This window comes from Saccharopolyspora sp. 7B (assembly GCF_020177435.1).
GTDB classification, from domain to species: Bacteria; Actinomycetota; Actinomycetes; order Mycobacteriales; family Pseudonocardiaceae; genus Saccharopolyspora_C; species Saccharopolyspora_C gregorii.
This window is the reverse complement of sequence record NZ_JAIUKC010000095.1, coordinates 24,018-41,294: the sequence shown is the minus strand read 5'-3', so window position 1 is coordinate 41,294 and position 17,277 is coordinate 24,018. Positions and strand designations below refer to the sequence as shown.

Below are 17,277 nucleotides of genomic sequence, written 5' to 3'. Positions count from 1 at the left end.
CGCGCGCGCCCGCGGCGGCCGGGGTGGGGGGGGGGCCCCCCGGGCCCCCCCGGCCGGGGGGGGGGGGGGGCGGCGGGCGCCGCCCCCGCCGCGCCCCCCCCCCCCCCCCGCGCCGGGTCGCCACGCCCGCCGGTGCCCGCGGGCCACCGGCCTCGTCGAGGTGCCTCCGGTCAGCTCGCCGCGGCGTCGTAGGCGACGCGGCCGACGGTGCTGCCCTCGCCGACCCGGCGGACCGCGTCGGCGACCGCGTCCAGCGGCAGCCGCTCGCTGATCAGCGGCCGGATCAGCCCCTCATCGGCCAGCCGGGTCAGGTCCCGGTGCGCGTCCACCACCAGCTGCGGGTTCCGCTCGTTGTACAGGCCCCAGTGCAGGCCCACGATCGAGTAATTCTTGATCAGCGCGTGGTTCAGCCCGGGCGTGGGGATGGTGCCGCCTGCGAAGCCGATCACGAGGATGCGGCCCTCGAACGCGATGCACTTGGTGGACTTCGCGTAGGTCTCGCCGCCCACCGGGTCGTACACCACGTCGGCGCCCTTGCCACCGGTGAACTCCTTGACGACGGGCACGAAGTCCTCGCTGCGCCGGTCCACCACCAGGTCGGCGCCGAGTTCCGCGGCCACTTCGGCCTTCCGCGGCCCGCCGACGACGCCGATCACCTTCGCCCCCGCGGCCTTGCCGAGCTGGATCGCGGCGGAGCCGACCCCGCCCGCGGCGGCGTGCACCAGCAACGTCTCCCCCGCACGCAGGTTCGCGCGGCGGTGCAGTCCGAAGTGGCCGGTCTGGTAGCCGATGAACAGCGAGGCGGCTTCCGCGTCGGACAGCGACTCCGGAGCCGGGAAGGTGCGCGGCGCGTCCATCAGCGCCAGCTCCGCGAACCCGCCGGTGGGCAGCGAGGCCGAGCCGAGCACCCGGTCGCCGGGGCTGAAGTCCGCGACGCCCTCGCCGACCTCGACGACCTCGCCGCACAGCTCCACGCCCGGGGTGAACGGCAGCGGCGGCTTGATCTGGTACTCGCCGCGGCACAGCAGCACGTCCGGGAAGTTCACCGGCGTCGCCAGCACCCGCACCAGCAGCTGCCCCGGACCCGGCCGCGGGTCGTCGACCTCGTCGAGCCGGAGCACGTCCTGCGGTTCACCGTTCTCGTTGAGCCGCCACGCCTTCACACAACACCTCCGCATCGAGGAGCACCGCCGCTCCTCGGTCGTGCCCGCGACCGGTCATGGCCGCAGGGATGCCAGCAGCAGATCCGCGAAGTGCTCGCCGATCTGCTCGCCGGTCAGCTCGCCGTCCCGCCGGAACCAGGTGCCGAGGTGGTGCACGGAGCCGAAGAAGAAGTCGACGACCAGCTCCGCGGACTTGTCCGCGCGGAACACCCCGGCCGCCTGGCCCTCTTCGATCAGCGCCCGCACCCGCTCGTGGTAGCGGCGGCGCTGCGCGCGCACCTCGGTGCGCTTGTCCGGGTGCAGCAGGTGCATCGACCGGAAGAAGATCACCGTGTCGTCCAGGTTGGCCGCGGTGGTCGCCACCACGTCGGCGGCGACGGCGTGCAGCCGCTCGGCGACCGGCGAATCGCCTTCGGCCTCCTGCTCCATCCGCGCGGTCTGCACCCGCAGCAGCCGCGCGTAGATCTCGTACAGCAGGTCGTCCTTGGAGCCGAAGTAGTGGTACATGGCGCCCTTGGTGACCCCGGCGGCGTCCACGATCTGCTGCACGGAGGTCGTTTCGAACCCGTGCTCCGCGAACAGCCGCGTCGCCGCCGCCAGCAACCGCTGCGGCACCGTCTCGGCGACCTCCGGTGCCGTGCGGACCTCCGTGCCGGCCATGTGCGCCTCCTCTTCTCCGCCCACCAGGCTATCGACCGGCTGATCGGTCCAGTCCGCGCTGGAGCTTGCGCATGCCGCCGTGCCACTTGGCGGGATCGGTGGAGCGCAGCGCGTAGTAGTCGGCGACCTCGGGGTGCGGCAGGACCAGGAACCGGTCGTCGGCGAGCGCGGCCAGCACGTCGTCGGCTACCTGGTCCGGTTCGATGGCGGCGTCCGCGAGCAGCTTCCTGCCGGTCTCGCCGGTGCCGTCGAGCAGGTCGGTGCGCACGCCCTGCGGGCACAGCGCCTGCACCACGATCCCGCGGTCGGCGTAGGTGATCGCCATCCACTCGGCGAAGGCCAGCGCGGCGTGCTTGCTCACCGAGTACGGCGCGGAGCCGAGCATGGTGAGCAGCCCGGCGGCCGAGACGGTGGCCAGGAACCGGCCTTCGCCGCGCTCCAGCCACTGCGGCAGCAGCGCCCGCGCGGCCCGCACGTGCGCCATGACGTTGACCTCCATCGAGCGGGCCCACGCCGCTTCCGGCGCCTCCGGCCCGCCCTCGTCGGCGACCCCGGCGTTGGCGCAGAACAGGTCGATGCGCCCGTGCCGCTCGGTGGCGGTGCCGACGAGTTCGGCGACGCCGTCCTCGGTCGCGGCGTCCCCCGGCACGGCGAGCCCGCCGATCTCGGCGGCGACCGAGCGTGCCGCGGCGGCGTCGAGGTCGTTGACCACGACGGACGCGCCCTCGCCCGCGAACCGGCGGCACAGCGCCGCACCGATGCCGTTGCCACCGCCGGTGACGACCGCGACCGCCCCGTCCAGCCGCATCACACGCCTCCGGTGAGGGTGAGCCCGCCGTCGAGGGTGAGCACCTGCCCGGTGATCCAGGAGGCCTCGTCGGAGAGCAGGTACGCGGCGGCGGCGCCGATGTCGGCCGGCTCGCCGAGCCGCTTGAGCGGGTAGGCCCCGGTGACGCCCTCCTCGTCCTCGGCGTAGAGCGCGGTCGCGAAGCGGGTCTTCACCACGGCGGGCGCCACGGCGTTGACCCGCACGTTCGGCGCCAGTTCGACGCCGAGCTGCTGGGTCAGCAGCGACAGCATCGCCTTCGTCGCGCCGTAGTAGCCGATGCCCGGCGAGGGTCGATGACCCGCGACGGAGGACACGTTGAGCACCGAACCGCCGTGCTCGGCCATCCACGCCCGGTGCACCCGCTGCGTCCAGGTCAGCGCGGAGAGCACGTTGACCTCGAAGGTCTTGCGCGCCACCCCCGGTTCGACGTCGATGACCGGCCCGTAGGCGGGGTTGATGCCCGCGTTGTTGACCAGGACGTCGATGCGGCCGTGGTCGGCGAGGGTCCGCTCGACGACCTCGGCCTGGTGGTCGGGGTCGTCCACCTTGCCGGCGATGCCGCGGGCGTGCTCGGCGCCGAGGGCGGCGACGGCCTCGTCCAGGGGTTCGGGTTTGCGGGCGGTGAGGACGACCTGGGCGCCTTCGGACACCAGGCGTTCGGCGATGCCGAGCCCGATGCCGCGGCTGGCGCCGGTCACGATGGCCACCCGGCCGTCGAATCGCTTGCTCATGCACTGCTCCCACTCGAAAGACCGACCAGTCGGTACGGGCCAGTGAACGGCGTGCCGCGGGTTCCCGTCAAGCCCTCGGGCGCCCGCTGCGACGTTCACCCGAGGCCGCACCCCCGACCAGCCCACTACCCGACCGAACCACCCGTCCGGCCCTGGACTTCACCTCGCGCAGTCGCTCCCGCTCGGCGATCTGAGACGGTCGCGGCTGATCCACTGCGGACTCGCCAGCAAAAACGGAGATCATTTCCAGTTCCGGGCGAGGATTTTCCGCCGGAACCGCCACATCGCCCGATAGGTTCGCCCGGGTCCTCCGTCAGCCGGATGGACGCGGCACGCTGTGCGACACGCCTGCTACATATGGTGATTCACCATTGCGGAGCGCACGATCGCGCACACGTTTGGCCCAGAACGCGCTACGCTGGGGACATGACAGTCGCGCTGGAGACCATCCTGGCCCGGGCAGGACTGCGGGTCACCGCCAACGAATTCCTCTCGCTCGTGGAAGACGCAGCGAAGCGGCTCATCACGCCGCAGGTCGATCCTTCAGCGCACTTCACCACCGCCGAGCGCGAAGCCCTCGCGGAAGCCGGGCTCGACCTCGCACCGCTGGCCACCGACGAGACCGATCCGCGCGCCCGCACGGTAGCCGAGCAGGCCGTGCTGCGCGATACCGCGCTGTCGGTCAACCAGGCCGCCGAGCGCATCGGCGTGGACTCCAGCCGCATCCGGCACCGCATCGGCGACGGACGGCTCATCGGCTGGAAGGACCGCGGCGGCTGGCGGCTGCCCGCCTGGCAGTTCAGCGACGACGACGTGCTCCCCGGCCTGGAGACGGTGCTCGCCGGCATGCCGCAGGACCAGCCCGCGCTGGTGCTCGCGAAGTTCATGACGACCGCGCAGGACGACCTGGAGCTCGGCGACCGCCCCGTCAGCCCGCGCGAGTGGCTGCTCGCGGGCGGCAGCGCGCGCCGCGTCGCCGACCTCGCCTCGGCGATCGGCACCCCGGCCTGACCGGCCCCGCACCGCGAACCCACCAGGACACCAGTTGGCAAGACTCCCCCAGCCGCCGGCGCCTGCGGTACTGCAGGCGATGCTGCGCCGCACCGAGGACGTGATCGCGGTGCCCGCGGGAACCCGGCTCGCCCGGGTGTTCACCTCCGGCGGCAACCACCCGCAGCAGTGGGACAGCTTCCGCTACGCCGGACCGCTGCCGCACGCCCGCTTCGACCCGCACCTGCCCAACACCCAGGGCGGGCCGACGGTCACCCGCGAGCACGGGGTGCTGTACTTCTCGCTGTCGGTGCGCACCTGCATCGCCGAGGTCTTCCAGGCCACCTCCACGGTGGACCGCCGCACCCGCAAACCGCACCTGGTGCTGTTCCGGCCGCGGCGCACGCTGCGGCTGCTGGACCTGGCCGGGCTGTGGGCGACCCGCGCCGGCGCCTCCCAGGCGATCAGCAACGGTCCGAAGGAGCGCACCCAGGCGTGGGCGCGCAGCATCCGCGCGGCCTACCCGGAGCTCGACGGGCTCTGGTACCGGTCGGCGATGGACGGCGGCAACCCGTCGCTGTGCCTGTGGGACCCGCCGTCGGCCTCGGCGCTGCCCGACGCCCCCGACGTGCTGCTGCCGCTGGAGCACCCGGGTCTCGACGTGCCGCTGGGCCGGGTCTGCAAGGACCTGAACTACACGCTGCTGGACTGAGTCCGCAGGCGAGCGGCCGCCCCGACCGGCGTGGCCGGACGGCCGCTCATCCGACCGGGATCAGAGGCGGCAGGCTTCGAGGGGCGTGACGAGGATGGCGCGGGCGCCGGCCGCCCACAGCGAATCCATGATCGTCTGCGCCTGGTGGCGCGGCACCATCACCCGCACCGCCACCCAGCCCTGCTCGTCGAGCGGGGACACCGTCGGCGCCTCCATGCCCGGCGTGATCTTGCGGGCGGCGTCCAGGGACGCGGTCGGGCAGTTGTAGTCCATCATCACGTACTGCCGGGCGATGAGGACGCCGCGCAGCCGCTGGATCAGCTTCTCGATCGCCTGCTCGCTGTCCGCGGGCAGGTCGCGGGTACCGCGCACCAGCACCGCCTCGGAGCGCAGGATCGGTTCGCCGACGGTCTGCAACCCGGCTTCCCGCAGCGAGGCCCCGGTCTCCACCACGTCCGCGATGGCGTCGGCGAGCCCCAGCTCGACCGCGGTCTCCACCGCGCCGTCGAGCTCGATGATCTCCACCTCGATGCCCAGGTCCGCGGCGGCGGCCGAGACCAGCGGCGCGAACGAGGTGGCGATGCGCTTGCCGTCGAGCTCGGTCAGCGCACCGAGCCGCCCGGTGGGGGCGGCGAAGAAGAACCGCGACACCCCGAAGTCCAGCGGCAGCAGTTCGGTCGTGCTCACGTCGGTTCCGGCCGCCTGCAACAGGTCCTGGCCGGTGATGCCGACGTCGAGCACCCCGCTCCCGACGGTGCGGGCGATGTCGGTGGGCCGCAGGAAGACGAACTGGACGTCGTTGGCCGTGTCGGTGGCGAACAGCGCCTTGTGCTCGCGGTGCACGCGGTAGCCCGCGTCGGAGAGCAACTGGATGGCGGGACCGCTCAACGATCCCTTGTTGGGCACGGCGACCCGGAGCATGGTGGTTCCTTTGCGGATTCGGTGGTGCGGGACGGCCCCGGTTCAGGCGGGGCGGCGGGGCGTTCCACCCGCGACGCGCTGCGGGCGGAACCCGCTATGGCGTTGACCACCGCACATCGAACCGTCTCCTCCTCGCCAGCCGTTCTTCTTCCGCCTGGAATGGTGGCACACCGACCGCTCCGGACGGCCCGCGACATGTCGGTGCTCACGTCCGCCTCGTAGGCTCGGGGCTCGTTCTCCGCACGACGGTGAGGATCCGCGCGCATGCCCGACCGCCATCTCGTCGACGCCCACGTCGCGCTGCTCCGCGGCTCACGTGTGCTGCTGAGCAAGCGCCGCGGGGACGCCTTCGACGGTTGCTGGCACCTGCCGTCCGGCAAGGTGGACGCGGGCGAGGACGTGCTCTCGGCCGCGGTGCGGGAGGCCGATGAGGAGGTCGGGGTGCGGATCGACCCGGCCGACCTGGTGCACGTGCACTCGGTGCACATCACCGGGCCGGGCCAGGAACCGCGGTTCGGCTTCTTCTTCCGCACCTCGCGCTGGTCCGGTGAGCCGGTGAACCGGGAGCCGGAGAAGTGCCACGAGCTCGGCTGGTTCGAGCTGGACGCGCTGCCGGAGCCGATGATCGGGTACGCGGCGGTGGGCCTGCGCGCGCTGGGCGGCGGTCCCGCGTTCTCGGTGCACGGCTGGGAATGATCAGATGGCGGCGCGCAGCGCGTCGGCCCGGTCGGCGCGCTCCCAGGGGAACTCGACGTCGGTCCGTCCGAAGTGGCCGTACGCGGCGGTGGGCGCGTAGCGGACCCGCAACAGCCCGAGGTCGCGGATGATCGCCGCGGGGCGCAGGTCGAAGACGGCATCGATGGCGGCCCGGATCCGTTGCGGGGCAACGGATTCGGTGCCGAAGGTCTCCACGAACAGCCCGACCGGCGCCGCGGTGCCGATGGCGTAGGCCACCTGGACCTCGATGCGCCGGGCGAGCCCGGCGGCGACCACGTTGGTCGCGACCCAGCGCATCGCGTAAGCGCCAGATCGATCCACTTTGGACGGATCTTTGCCGGAGAAGGCGCCGCCGCCGTGCCGGGCCGCCCCGCCGTAGGTGTCCACCACGATCTTGCGCCCGGTGAGCCCGGCGTCGCCCATCGGCCCGCCGAGCACGAACCGGCCCGTCGGGTTCACCAGCGTCCGCGCCGCCGAGACGTCCAGGTCCAGCGCGGCCAGCTCGGGGCCGAGCACCAGTTCCCGCAGCTCCGCGTCGATCCGCGCCTCGTCCACGCCGTCCGCGTGCTGCGCGGAGAGCACCGCGGTGTCCAGGGCCACCGGCCGGTCCCCGTCGTAGGCGATGGTCACCTGCGTCTTGCCGTCCGGGCGCAGGTGCGGCAGCAGCCCGTCCTTGCGCACCGCGGCCAGCCGCCGGGCCAGCCGGTGCGCCAGCGCGATCGGCACCGGCAGCCGCTCCGGGGTCTCGTCGCAGGCGTAGCCGAACATGATCCCCTGATCCCCCGCTCCCTGGCGGGCCACCTCGTCGTCGACGCCCCGCACCCGGGACTCGTAGCCCCGCGCCACGCCGCGGGCGATGTCCGGGGATTGCGCGTCGATGGCGACGTTCACCCCGCAGGAGTTCCCGTCGAAGCCCTTCGCCGAGGAGTCGTAGCCGATCTCCAGCACCCGCCGCCGCACCAGGCCCGGGATGTCCACGTAGGCCTCGGTGGTGATCTCGCCGACCACGTGCACCTGCCCGGTGGTGACCATCGCCTCGACCGCCACGCGGGAGAGCGGGTCCTGGGCGAGCAGCGCGTCGAGCACCGCGTCGCTGATCGCGTCGCACACCTTGTCCGGATGACCTTCGGTCACCGATTCGCTGGTGAACAGCCGCCGCACGGTCCACCCCCTGGGAACGGGTGCGGCCCGGGCTCAGCCCTGCTCGAACCGCCGCGTCACAGCATCCCACAGCCGGGCCGAGAGCAGGGACTTCGCGCCGTGCGGTAGCGGTGTCTCGGTGCCGTCGGTGGACAGCAGCCAGCCCGCGTTGTCCTCCATCTCGAAGGCCTTGCCGTCACCGACCGCGTTGACCACGAGCAGGTCGCAGCCCTTGCGGCCGAGCTTGCGGCGGCCGTGTTCGAGGACCGTCGTGTCCGGATCGCCGGTCTCGGCGGCGAAGCCGACGACCGCGCCGACCTGGATCCGGCCGTCGCGGCGCCGCTCGACGAGCTCGGCGAGGATGTCCGGGTTCCGGGTCAGCTTCACCGGCGGCGGATCCGCGTCCACCTTCTTGATCTTGTGCTCGGCGAGGTCCACCGGCCGGAAGTCGGCGACGGCGGCGGCCATCACGACCGCGTCCGCCCCGTCCGCCTCGGTGAGCACCGCCTCGCGCAGCTGCTCCGCGGTGCCCACGTGCACCACCCGCACCCCGGCCGGTTCCACCAGGTCGGCGGTGTGCGCGGAGACGAGCACCACCTCGGCGCCGCGGTGCGCGGCCACCCGGGCCAGCGCGTAGCCCTGCCGCCCCGACGAGCGGTTGCCCAGGTAGCGCACCGGGTCGAGGGGTTCCCGGGTACCGCCCGCGGAGATCACCACGCGGCGGCCTTCCAAGTCCCGCGGCAGCGCCGCGGCCGAGGACAGCAGCAACCTGCCCAGGTCGACGATCTCCACCGGGTCCGGCAATCGGCCCTTGCCGGTGTCCTTGCCGGTGAGCCGACCGCTGGCCGGTTCCGCGACCACCACTCCCCTGGCCCGCAACGTGGCCACGTTCTGCCGCGTCGCCGGGTGCTCCCACATCTCGGTGTGCATCGCGGGCACCACCAGCACCGGGCAACGGGCCGTGAGCAGCGTCGAGGTCAGCAGGTCGTCGGCGAGGCCGTGCGCGGCCCGCGCGAGCAGGTCCGCGGTGGCCGGCGCGACGACGACGAGATCGGCTTCCTGGCCGAGCCGGACGTGCTGGACCTGGTCGACGTCGGTGAACACGCCGGTCCGCACCGGGTGCCCGGACAGCGCCTCGAAGGTCGCGGCGCCGACGAAGTGCAACGCCGCCTCGGTGGGCACCACCCGCACGTCGTGGCCGGATTCGGTGAACCGCCGCAGCACTTCGCACGCCTTGTAGGCGGCGATGCCACCGCTGACGCCGAGCACGACCCGCGGGCGCTCCCCGGAAGGTTGCTGAGTCACGGGACTTCTCGGCTCACTCGCCTTCGGTGTGTTCCAGCACGCCGGCGTGGATCTCGCGCAGCGCGATGGACAGCGGCTTCTCCCGCGGGCCCGGCTCCACCAGCGGGCCGACGTACTCCAGCAGGCCCTCGCCGAGCTGGGCGTAGTAGTCGTTGATCTGGCGGGCGCGCTTGGCCGAGTAGATCGCCAGCGCGTACTTCGAGCTGACCTGCTCGAGCAGGTCGTCGATCGGCGGGCTGGTGATGCCCTCGGGGGAGGTCAGCGAGGACCGGCTGTTGAGGGCGGCGAGCGCGTTGGGGGTGGTCACGTGGTGGCTCCTGCTCTGAACGAAGAAGGCGGTGGACGCCGGTGCGTGGACAGCGGTGGCTGGCGGCGGGCGCCGACCCGGCGTCCGAGCGCGGGGCTCAGACCCGGCGACCGGTCACCAATCGTATCAATTCGCTGGTCGCCGACCGCACGTCGGCGTTGACCACGGTGTCGTCGAACTCCGGTTCGGCGGCCAGCTCCTCGCGCGCGGTGCGCAGCCGGGCCTCGACCACCTCGGGATCCTCGGTGCCGCGGCCGGTGAGGCGCTGCACGAGCTCCTCCCAGGACGGCGGCAGCAGCATCACGAGCCGCGCCTCCGGCATCGACCGGCGGACCTGCCGGGCTCCTTGCAGTTCGATCTCCAGCACGGCGTCCCGGCCCGCGGCGAGCGCGTCCTCGACGGGGCCGCGGGGAGTGCCGTAGCAGTTGCCCGCGTACCGCGCGTGTTCGAGCAGCTCGCCCGCGGCGACCATCCGCTCGAACTCGGAGACGCCGACGAAGTGGTAGTGCGCGCCGTCCACCTCGCCCGCCCGGGGGCGGCGAGTGGTCACCGAAACGCTGAAGTAGATCTCCGGTGCCCGTTCGCGCAGTTCGTTCAAGACGCTGGACTTGCCGACGCCGGAAGGACCGGAGACGACGGTGAGCCGGGGCCCGTCCTGGCGGACCGACCCCGGCTCGACACCGGTACGGGTGTCGATCACTCGGCGGCGAACTCGGTGAGCAGCGCCTTGCGCTGACGCTCACCCAGCCCGCGGAGCCGGCGGCTGTTCGCGATCTCCAGCCGCTCCATGATCTGCTGAGCGCGGACCTTGCCCACGCCGGGAAGGGCCTCAAGCAGCGCGGACACCTTCATCTTGCCCAAGACCTCGTCGTTGTCGGCGGTGTCCAGGACCTCTGCCAGGCTGGTTCCACCGCGCTTGAGGCGCTCTTTGAGCTCGGCTCGGGCGCGACGGGCGGCAGCCGCCTTTTCCAAAGCTGCTGCCCGCTGCTCCTCGGTCAGCTGGGGAAGGGCCACCATGTCCTCCGTGATGTGGGGTTTCTCTTGATCGGTGCGGCGACGGTACCGAGTCCCGCCCACCGGGTTCCACGCGGGTCCGGCTTGTCGAGCGGGCGTTCCGGGGGAAGATCCCGCCGCCTGACCCCGGGGGCGGCGCGTACAAGGGGTGCACGAGCACTGGGGCCGCTGCAACTACTACCAACAATGGCGCTGAAGTGCACTAACCTGGCAGAAAACTCTTCCGATCTGTCCGATTTCCGGGCGGTTGAGCGACACGGGGGTCGTCCGCGCAGGTCACAGCGAGACCGATACCACGTCCCGACGAAGTCGATCAAGACCTACCGGCCGGTTCGGTCCGTTCTCGCCACCGATCCCGAGCCGGACTCGGCGGCGGCGGTTCCCGATCACCCGTCCCGAGCCCCGCGGCGGGCGTCCGGCGGGGCAATGAAATGATCTTGATCGGAGCGCGTCACCTCAGGTCGTCCCGGTGGTGCGCGCTCGCCCCCGCCCCACTTCGCGAAGGACGCACCGATGAGCCCCGACAGCGGCGTGCCGCGCGCCCTCCCGGCTCCCCAGCAGGCCGCACGAGGGGCCGCGCGGCGGAGATGACCGGTCAGCCGCCCTGACCGTTCCCGGTGACTCCCCCGCCACCCCTGGACTCGCTCCGGTCGTCGCCGGAGCCCTGCCCGTTGCCGGTGGCACCCTCGCCGTTGCCGGTGGAGCCCTGCCCGTTCCCGGTCGAACTCCGTCCGTTGCCGGTGGAGCCCTGCCCGTCCCCGGAACCGCTCTCGTCCTTCCCCGGCGAGCCGTCGTCGTCCCCGTCGGCATCGCGGTCCGCGGCGTCGATCACGGCCTCGATCACGTCGCCGAGGGCGGGCGGCGGAGGCGCGGGCACCGGCGGCGGCACCGCGGCCCCCGGCGGTGGCTCCTGGGGAACGGGCACCGGCGGCCCCGGCACGGTGACGACGACCGGGGCGGGCGGTTCGGGTTCCGGGAAGGTGGCGACGTCGGCGGCGATCCGGTCGGCGGCCGCGAGCAGGTCGTGCGCGTAGGCGGCGTCGAGCCCGCCGGTGGCCTGCGCGGCGGCGATCTCCCGGGTGAGCGCGGCGAGCGCGTCCTCGGCGGCGGTCCGGTCGTGGCGCTGCGCGGCGTCCCGGACCTCGGCGACCGCCGCCAGCAGGTCCGCGCGCACCTCGGGCGCCATCGGCGGCGCCGGGGCGCCGCAGGAGGCGAGCAGCAGCAGCGCGGGCACCGTCCACATCGCACGCTTCATCCGCGCACCAGCCCGTCCAGGTCCGCGAGGTCCGCGGGCAGCCGCTCCGCGCCGGGCGGCCCGGATTCGGGCGGGAGCACCGGCCGGTCCGGGACGTCCGCCCCGGGGACCAGCAGGGCGGCGCCACCGAGCAGCAGGAGCAGCAGGCCCGCAGTGCCGAGCAGGAGCGCGCGCCGGCGGCGCGGGCGCGGCGGGACGGGGTCCGCGCCGTGCTCCGCGGTGTCGGCGGAGTCCCGTCGCGGCACCACCGCGTCCGAGGTGCCCACGGGGGTGCCCGCGTCCCCGGCGGCGGCGGTGTCCGCGGTGGCAGCGGCGTCCCCGCCGCCCCCGGTCTCCGCGGTTCCGGCGGCGAGCAGCCGCGCGCAGCGCGCGGCGGAGGGCCGCCGCTCCGGGTCGTACGCCGTCATGGCCGGCAGCACCTCGGCGAGCGGGTCCGGCAGCCAGTCCGGGATGCGGGGTTCGCGGGTCAGCCGGGCCACCGCGGCCTCGGTCTTGGTGCCGTCGTACTCGGCGCGCCCGGTGGCGCACTCCAGCAGCACGAGCCCGAGCGCGTACACGTCCGCGGCGTGGTCGACGTCCTCGTCGCGCACCTGCTCGGGCGCCATGTAGTGCGCGGAGCCCATGATCACGCCCGAGTCGGTCACCCGCCCCACGGCGTGCACGAGCCGCGAGATGCCGAAGTCGGCGAGGAAGACCCGCCCTTCGTCGGTGATGAGCACGTTGGAGGGCTTCACGTCTCGGTGCACGATCCCGTTGGCGTGCACGTGGGCCAGCACCTCGGCCAGCCGCCGGCCCAGCTCCACGACCTGCTCGGTCTCGAACGCGCCCGCCCGCAGGGCGGCGCTGAGGGTCCGGCCTTCGACGAGCTGCATGACGAGGTACGGATCGCCGTCGCCGGACTCGGCGCCCGCGTCGTGCACGGCCACCAGGCCGGGGTGGCTCAGCCGCGCCAGCAGCCGCGCCTCGTCCTCGAAGCGCCGCCGGGAGGCTTCGTCCGCGTCGGAGCGGAAGATCTTCACCGCGACCGGTCGCCCCAGCCGGGTGTCCACCCCGCGGTAGACGACGGACATGCCGCCGCGTCCCAGGCGCCTGCCCAGCCGGTACCGCCCGCCCAGCAGCTTCGGAGCCGCGTCGTCCATCCGTCCCTCCGCGGTGCCCGCCCGGACCCACCCGGGCCGCCGATGGGCGCCGACCCTAGCCGATGTGGATCACGCGCAGGAGGCGGAACGACAACGGGGTGGGCGCCCGGGCGAACCGGACGGCCACCCCGCTCGGGAGGTCGCCTGGACTACTCGCGTTCCATCTTCGACATGTCGATGCGGCCGCGGACGCAGTACCAGCCGACGACCAGCGCGATCAGGATCACCGGCAGCGCCATCAGGGTGATCTGCCCGGTCTCGTCGAAGCCCATCAGGACCACGACGGAGGCCAGGAACGCCAGCGTGACGTACTCGATGTACGGGGAGAACGGCAGCCGGTAGCCGGGCCGCTCCACTTCGCCGCGCTTGGCCTTGCGCACGAACAGCAGGTGGCTGAGCACGATGATCGCCCAGGTGGCGAGGATGCCGATCGAGGCGAAGTTCAGCACGATCTCGAACGCCTGCTCCGGCACGACCGCGTTGAGCCCGACGCCGACGACGCAGACCGCGGAGGTCAGCAGGATGCCGCCGTAGGGCACCTGGCTCTTGTTCATCGCGCCGGTGAACTTCGGCGCGGAGCCGGCCAGCGACATGGACCGCAGGATGCGGCCGGTGGAGTACAGCCCCGAGTTGAGGCTGGACATGGCGGCGGTGAGCACCACGAGGTTCATCACGTCCCCGGCGTAGGGGACGCCGAGGTTGGCGAGGACGGTGACGAAGGGGCTCTCGCCGTCCTTGTAGGAGCTCCACGGCATCAGCATCGTGAGCAGCACGACGGAGCCGACGTAGAAGATCCCGATCCGCCACATGATCGAGTTGATCGCCTTGGGCATGATCTTCTCGGGGTTCTCCGTCTCACCGGCGGCGACGCCGACGAGCTCGACGGAGGCGTAGGCGAACACGACGCCCTGCATGATCAGCACGACCGGCACGATCCCGGAGGGGAAGACCCCGCCGTTGTCGGAGATCACCGAGAACCCGGCCTGGTGACCGTCGATGGCGTGGCCGGTGACGATCAGGTAGATGCCGATGAGCATGAACAGCACCAGCGCGCCGACCTTGACGATGGCGAACCAGAACTCCATCTCGCCGAACAGCCGCACCGACACCATGTTCAGCGCGAGCACGACGCCCAGCGCGATCAGCGCCAGCACCCACTGCGGGACCGGGGAGAACAGCGCCCAGAAGTGGGCGTAGAGCGCGATGGCCGTGATGTCGGCGATGCCGGTGGTGGACCAGTTCAGGAAGTGCATCCACCCGGCGGTGTAGGCCCCCTTCTCCCCCATGAACTCCCGGGCGTAGGACACGAACGCGCCGGACGAGGGGCGGTAGAGGATGAGCTCGCCGAGGGAGCGGACCACGAAGAACGCGAACAGCCCGCACACCGCGTAGGCGATGGCCAGCGCGGGCCCGGCCTGCACGAGCCTGCCGCCCGCGCCGAGGAACAGGCCGGTGCCGATCGCGCCGCCGATGGCGATCATGTTGATGTGCCGCGCCTTCAGCGACTTGCTGTAGCCGGCGTCTCCGGCGTCGACGGGCTGCTTCCCGTTCGGATCGCCGCCGGTCTGGAGGGTTTCTTGGCTCACTGTGTCCGGAATTTCCGTTCTGCTCGTCCACGCGGTCGGCCTGCGCGGTTGCTCGCGACTCCTCGGGGTCGCCGTTCCGGACGCTCGGGGGTTCGCCTCGATGCGCGGATTCGCCGGCGTGGAGGGTCCTTCTCAGGGCACACCGGGTCGGGCGACCACGTTCCGGCGGCCCGCGCAACCCGTTCCGATGCTTGGGACGGAATGGTGCGGCGCACACGCTCCGTTGTCAAGATCCACACCGCCTCACCCGAATCGAGCAGCATTCCGCAGAGAAAGTGTAATGAACGTCGCAGACAGTACCTGTTTTCCTAGGTCAACGCCCAGCGGAGGAACCCGCAGGCCAGAGGCTTGCCGAGTGACTGGTGAGGGGTTTCCCGACACCCTGAGTCCCACTTCCGTCCACCTGGCGGGGGACCTCCGGCGGAGTGTTCAATCCGGCGGGCAAGAATGCCGGGACCCCCATTCAGCGTGCCTACAGGACAATTCCGGCGCTCGCCGAAATCAATTCTTAACTCGCCGGAACGTCTCCGCCGCGTCGGCGCGGCGCCGCCCGAACCGGGCGCGATCGCGAGGATGACGCCCCGCGCCAGCAGGCTCGCCCGCGTCCCGGCGGCGGCGCTGAAGGCCATCGACACCAGCACCGCCACGATCGCCGCGGCCACCAGCAGCGGCAGCACCGGGTAGGCCCATCCTGATCCGCAAGACCGCCGGCTCCTCGCGCTCCCAGCGCCGCCGCAGCACCGGACAGCACTCCCGCCGCGGGCACCCCGCGCGAGTCGACCCGGTGCGTCCACGCCGGGGCGTCCCCGCGCTCGCCGAGCACGGGACGAGGTGCGGAGCCCGGAGTTGAGCACCGACAGCACCGCCACCAGGATCACCGCCCGCAACGCCACCCCGGCTCCCGGGATGCCGATGGTGTCGAAGACCGCCACGAACGGGGATTCGCCGACGACGAGGGTGTTCGCGGATCCGAACACCGGGGCGATGGCGGTCAGCCCTGCCGGGTGGGCCGCAGGACGATGTCGCCGATCTCCACGTCGTCCGGCTGTTCGACGGCGAACGCGATGGCGCGGGCGACGGCGTCGGGCCCGATGCCGAGTTCGGCCATGTGCCGCTGGTACTGCGCGCGCTGCGCCGGATCCTCGACGTGGTCGACGAGTTCGGTGCGGACGTAGCCGGGCGAGATGGTGGTGGTGCGCACCGAGCCGTCGGTGGATTCCTGGCGCAGCGCCTCCATCGTGGTGCGCACCGCGTTCTTGACCCCCGCGTAGACGGCCTGCGTCGGCACGATCTTGAGGCCGGAGGTGGACGCGGTGGTGACGAAGTGCCCGCGGCCTTGGCGGTGGAACAGCGGCAGCGCGGCGGAGATGCCGTGCAGCACGCCGCGCAGGTTGACGTCGACCATGGCGTCCCAGTCGTCGACGTCGAGGTCGGTCATGGGCGCGACGCGCGCGATGCCCGCGTTGCTCACCAGCACGTCGAGGCGCCCGTAGCCCTCGACGGCCCGGTCGACGAGCCGCTGCAGGTCGGCGCGGCGGGTGACGTCGACGTCGAGCGCCTCCGCCCGTCCGCCGTCGGCGCGGATGCCCGCGACGAGCTCGTCCAGCCGGTCGGTGCGGCGGGCGCCGAGCAGGACGGTGGCGCCGCGGGCGGCGAGCTCCCGCGCGGTGGCGGCGCCGATCCCGCTGCTGGCCCCGGTGATGGCGATGATCTTGTCGTTCGGCCCGTTCATCCCACTGGCTCCAGGTCTAAGCTGACAGTTGTCCGGTTGCGGTCGTCACCGTATCGGACAACTGTCCGATTGTCCGCCGGAGGAAGCCCACCGAAGGGAGCACCGTGGCCGACCGAGAACTGCGCTCCGATGCCGCCGCCAACCGCGACCGCATCGTCGACGCCGCGCGCGACGCGCTGAGCAGGTCCAACGGTGCGGCGGCCGAGCTGAAGCTGCACGCCGTCGCCAAGTCGGCCGGCGTCGGCCAAGGCACCCTCTACCGGCACTTCCCCACCCGCGAGCACCTGCTCGCCGAGGTCTACCGGGAGGAGCTGGGCCAGCTCGTCGACGAGGTGCCACCGCTGCTGGCCGAGCACGCGCCGCTGGAGGCGATGACCCGCTGGCTGCAGCGGCTCGTCGAGTACGCGCGGGTGAAGCGGGGCGTGATGGCCGCGATCGAGGCGTCGGCCTGGCAGGACCTGCACGCGGGCCAGCACCACCGCATCGACGAGGCGCTCGGCGCGCTGCTCGACCGGGGCGAGGCGGCGGGCGAGTTCCGCGCGGACATCGACGCCGCCGACGTGCTGCTGCTGCTCGGCGGGCTGTCCCGCATCCCCGAAGCCGAGTGGGACGCACGCGCGCCGACCCTCGTCGAACTCGTCGTCAACGGCCTCCGGGCGAGGTGATCAGGCCCAGGGTGCGGGCGGCTTCCACCGCCGTCCACAGCGCGGTGATCCCGTTGGTCGAGGTCGCGTGCTCAACACCGGCCCGAGCTCGGGCAGCGTCGGCTCGAACCAGGACGCCGGGCCCGGATCCGGGGGTCCGGCAGGTCCAGAGCGCGCCGGCCCCAGTGCCCGAGGCAGTCCCACGGGTTGTCGTTGGGCAGTCCGAACGGGCCCTCCGCTGCCTTCTTGGGCACGACGAGCACGGCGTCGAGCCGCTGGTGGCGCCAGAGGTGCGGGCAGCGGCGTCGACGCCGCCCGAGCGAGATCGCTCCGTGAAGCGGCGAGGCCGGACGCTCCGTCGACCACCCACCCGACCGAGACGTGAGTGAACGGACCGTTCGTCCAACCAGATCGGACGAACGGTCCGTTCAC

19 protein-coding genes and 1 pseudogene are annotated in these 17,277 nt (G+C 72.7%); 5 read left to right on the top strand and 15 right to left on the bottom strand.

Annotated features, from left to right (window positions below; all coding sequences use genetic code 11):
* Nucleotides 1-170: 170 nt before the first annotated feature.
* The 4 genes from LCD33_RS16130 to LCD33_RS16115 are packed head-to-tail and all read right to left on the bottom strand — an operon-like array spanning nt 171 to nt 3,383.
* Nucleotides 171-1,163 (bottom strand): NADPH:quinone oxidoreductase family protein, encoded by a 993-nt coding sequence (locus LCD33_RS16130; RefSeq protein WP_224956540.1) that lies wholly within the window; start codon nt 1,161-1,163, stop codon nt 171-173.
* 54 nt (nt 1,164-1,217) lie between these two features.
* Nucleotides 1,218-1,823: a TetR/AcrR family transcriptional regulator gene (locus LCD33_RS16125; protein ID WP_224956542.1), complete on the bottom strand. Its 606-nt coding sequence runs from the start codon at nt 1,821-1,823 to the stop codon at nt 1,218-1,220.
* 28 nt (nt 1,824-1,851) lie between these two features.
* Complete coding sequence (locus LCD33_RS16120) at nt 1,852-2,631, bottom strand: SDR family oxidoreductase (RefSeq protein ID WP_224978006.1); 780 nt, start codon at nt 2,629-2,631, stop codon at nt 1,852-1,854.
* Nucleotides 2,631-3,383, bottom strand: a complete 753-nt coding sequence (locus tag LCD33_RS16115) for an SDR family oxidoreductase (RefSeq protein ID WP_224956544.1) — start codon at nt 3,381-3,383, stop codon at nt 2,631-2,633. Before LCD33_RS16115 ends, LCD33_RS16120 begins: the two co-directional genes overlap by 1 nt.
* A 426-nt stretch (nt 3,384-3,809) precedes the next feature.
* On the opposite strand from LCD33_RS16115, the gene LCD33_RS16110 reads away from it, so the two are divergent.
* The gene (locus LCD33_RS16110; RefSeq protein ID WP_224956545.1) at nt 3,810-4,394 is read left to right on the top strand and encodes a DNA-binding protein; all 585 of its coding nucleotides are present in this window, start codon (nt 3,810-3,812) and stop codon (nt 4,392-4,394) included.
* Nucleotides 4,395-4,428: 34 nt separating this feature from the next.
* On the top strand, nt 4,429-5,085 hold the full coding sequence (locus LCD33_RS16105) for an RES family NAD+ phosphorylase (RefSeq protein WP_224956546.1): 657 nt from the start codon (nt 4,429-4,431) through the stop codon (nt 5,083-5,085).
* 60 nt (nt 5,086-5,145) lie between these two features.
* Here LCD33_RS16105 and hisG read toward each other — a convergent pair whose 3' ends face one another.
* Nucleotides 5,146-6,006, bottom strand: a complete 861-nt coding sequence (gene hisG / locus LCD33_RS16100; protein WP_224956547.1) for an ATP phosphoribosyltransferase — start codon at nt 6,004-6,006, stop codon at nt 5,146-5,148.
* 264 nt (nt 6,007-6,270) lie between these two features.
* Between hisG and LCD33_RS16095 the strand changes: the two genes are divergently transcribed.
* The gene (locus LCD33_RS16095) at nt 6,271-6,702 is read left to right on the top strand and encodes an NUDIX domain-containing protein (protein ID WP_224956548.1); all 432 of its coding nucleotides are present in this window, start codon (nt 6,271-6,273) and stop codon (nt 6,700-6,702) included.
* On the opposite strand, the gene metK is transcribed toward LCD33_RS16095, so the two are convergent.
* The 8 genes from metK to LCD33_RS16055 all read right to left on the bottom strand — a co-directional run bounded on the left by metK (nt 6,703) and on the right by LCD33_RS16055 (nt 14,364).
* The gene (gene metK / locus LCD33_RS16090; protein WP_224956558.1) at nt 6,703-7,875 is read right to left on the bottom strand and encodes a methionine adenosyltransferase; all 1,173 of its coding nucleotides are present in this window, start codon (nt 7,873-7,875) and stop codon (nt 6,703-6,705) included.
* Nucleotides 7,876-7,917: 42 nt separating this feature from the next.
* Nucleotides 7,918-9,168 (bottom strand): bifunctional phosphopantothenoylcysteine decarboxylase/phosphopantothenate--cysteine ligase CoaBC, encoded by a 1,251-nt coding sequence (gene coaBC / locus LCD33_RS16085; RefSeq protein ID WP_224956549.1) that lies wholly within the window; start codon nt 9,166-9,168, stop codon nt 7,918-7,920.
* Nucleotides 9,169-9,181: 13 nt separating this feature from the next.
* The gene (rpoZ, locus tag LCD33_RS16080; protein WP_224956551.1) at nt 9,182-9,475 is read right to left on the bottom strand and encodes a DNA-directed RNA polymerase subunit omega; all 294 of its coding nucleotides are present in this window, start codon (nt 9,473-9,475) and stop codon (nt 9,182-9,184) included.
* A gap of 97 nt (nt 9,476-9,572) precedes the next feature.
* Nucleotides 9,573-10,175, bottom strand: coding sequence for a guanylate kinase (gmk, locus tag LCD33_RS16075; protein WP_224956553.1), 603 nt, complete (start codon nt 10,173-10,175; stop codon nt 9,573-9,575).
* Complete coding sequence (mihF, locus tag LCD33_RS16070) at nt 10,172-10,489, bottom strand: integration host factor, actinobacterial type (RefSeq protein WP_184484996.1); 318 nt, start codon at nt 10,487-10,489, stop codon at nt 10,172-10,174. Before mihF ends, gmk begins: the two co-directional genes overlap by 4 nt.
* Nucleotides 10,490-11,084: 595 nt before the next feature.
* A complete protein-coding gene (locus LCD33_RS16065) occupies nt 11,085-11,744 on the bottom strand; it encodes a hypothetical protein (protein WP_224956555.1) in 660 nt (219 codons plus the stop codon).
* A complete protein-coding gene (locus LCD33_RS16060) occupies nt 11,741-12,883 on the bottom strand; it encodes a serine/threonine-protein kinase (protein WP_224978005.1) in 1,143 nt (380 codons plus the stop codon). Before LCD33_RS16060 ends, LCD33_RS16065 begins: the two co-directional genes overlap by 4 nt.
* Nucleotides 12,884-13,032: 149 nt before the next feature.
* A complete protein-coding gene (locus LCD33_RS16055) occupies nt 13,033-14,364 on the bottom strand; it encodes an amino acid permease (protein ID WP_224956561.1) in 1,332 nt (443 codons plus the stop codon).
* A gap of 573 nt (nt 14,365-14,937) precedes the next feature.
* Between LCD33_RS16055 and LCD33_RS29420 the strand changes: the two genes are divergently transcribed.
* Nucleotides 14,938-15,153: a hypothetical protein gene (locus tag LCD33_RS29420; RefSeq protein ID WP_224978007.1), complete on the top strand. Its 216-nt coding sequence runs from the start codon at nt 14,938-14,940 to the stop codon at nt 15,151-15,153.
* Between the two features lie 137 nt (nt 15,154-15,290).
* On the opposite strand, the pseudogene LCD33_RS29415 reads toward LCD33_RS29420, so the two are convergent.
* Nucleotides 15,291-15,446, bottom strand: a pseudogene (locus LCD33_RS29415) (hypothetical protein); the annotation flags it as partial.
* Nucleotides 15,447-15,460: 14 nt separating this feature from the next.
* Complete coding sequence (locus LCD33_RS16040; RefSeq protein WP_224956559.1) at nt 15,461-16,201, bottom strand: SDR family oxidoreductase; 741 nt, start codon at nt 16,199-16,201, stop codon at nt 15,461-15,463.
* Nucleotides 16,202-16,305: 104 nt separating this feature from the next.
* Between LCD33_RS16040 and LCD33_RS16035 the strand changes: the two genes are divergently transcribed.
* Nucleotides 16,306-16,866, top strand: coding sequence for a TetR/AcrR family transcriptional regulator (locus LCD33_RS16035; RefSeq protein ID WP_224956560.1), 561 nt, complete (start codon nt 16,306-16,308; stop codon nt 16,864-16,866).
* Nucleotides 16,867-17,277 lie beyond the last annotated feature (411 nt).

What these genes read in the sequence shown, in the direction of transcription:
- LCD33_RS16125 (WP_224956542.1), bottom strand. Translation starts at nt 1,823, where the DNA reads ATGGCCGGCACGGAGGTCCGCACGGCACCGGAGGTCGCCGAGACGGTG.
- LCD33_RS16120 (WP_224978006.1), bottom strand. Translation starts at nt 2,631, where the DNA reads ATGCGGCTGGACGGGGCGGTCGCGGTCGTCACCGGCGGTGGCAACGGC.
- LCD33_RS16115 (WP_224956544.1), bottom strand. Translation starts at nt 3,383, where the DNA reads ATGAGCAAGCGATTCGACGGCCGGGTGGCCATCGTGACCGGCGCCAGC.
- LCD33_RS16110 (WP_224956545.1), top strand. Translation starts at nt 3,810, where the DNA reads ATGACAGTCGCGCTGGAGACCATCCTGGCCCGGGCAGGACTGCGGGTC.
- hisG (WP_224956547.1), bottom strand. Translation starts at nt 6,006, where the DNA reads ATGCTCCGGGTCGCCGTGCCCAACAAGGGATCGTTGAGCGGTCCCGCC.
- LCD33_RS16095 (WP_224956548.1), top strand. Translation starts at nt 6,271, where the DNA reads ATGCCCGACCGCCATCTCGTCGACGCCCACGTCGCGCTGCTCCGCGGC.
- LCD33_RS16065 (WP_224956555.1), bottom strand. Translation starts at nt 11,744, where the DNA reads ATGAAGCGTGCGATGTGGACGGTGCCCGCGCTGCTGCTGCTCGCCTCC.
- LCD33_RS16060 (WP_224978005.1), bottom strand. Translation starts at nt 12,883, where the DNA reads ATGGACGACGCGGCTCCGAAGCTGCTGGGCGGGCGGTACCGGCTGGGC.
- LCD33_RS16055 (WP_224956561.1), bottom strand. Translation starts at nt 14,364, where the DNA reads ATGATCGCCATCGGCGGCGCGATCGGCACCGGCCTGTTCCTCGGCGCG.
- LCD33_RS16040 (WP_224956559.1), bottom strand. Translation starts at nt 16,201, where the DNA reads ATGAACGGGCCGAACGACAAGATCATCGCCATCACCGGGGCCAGCAGC.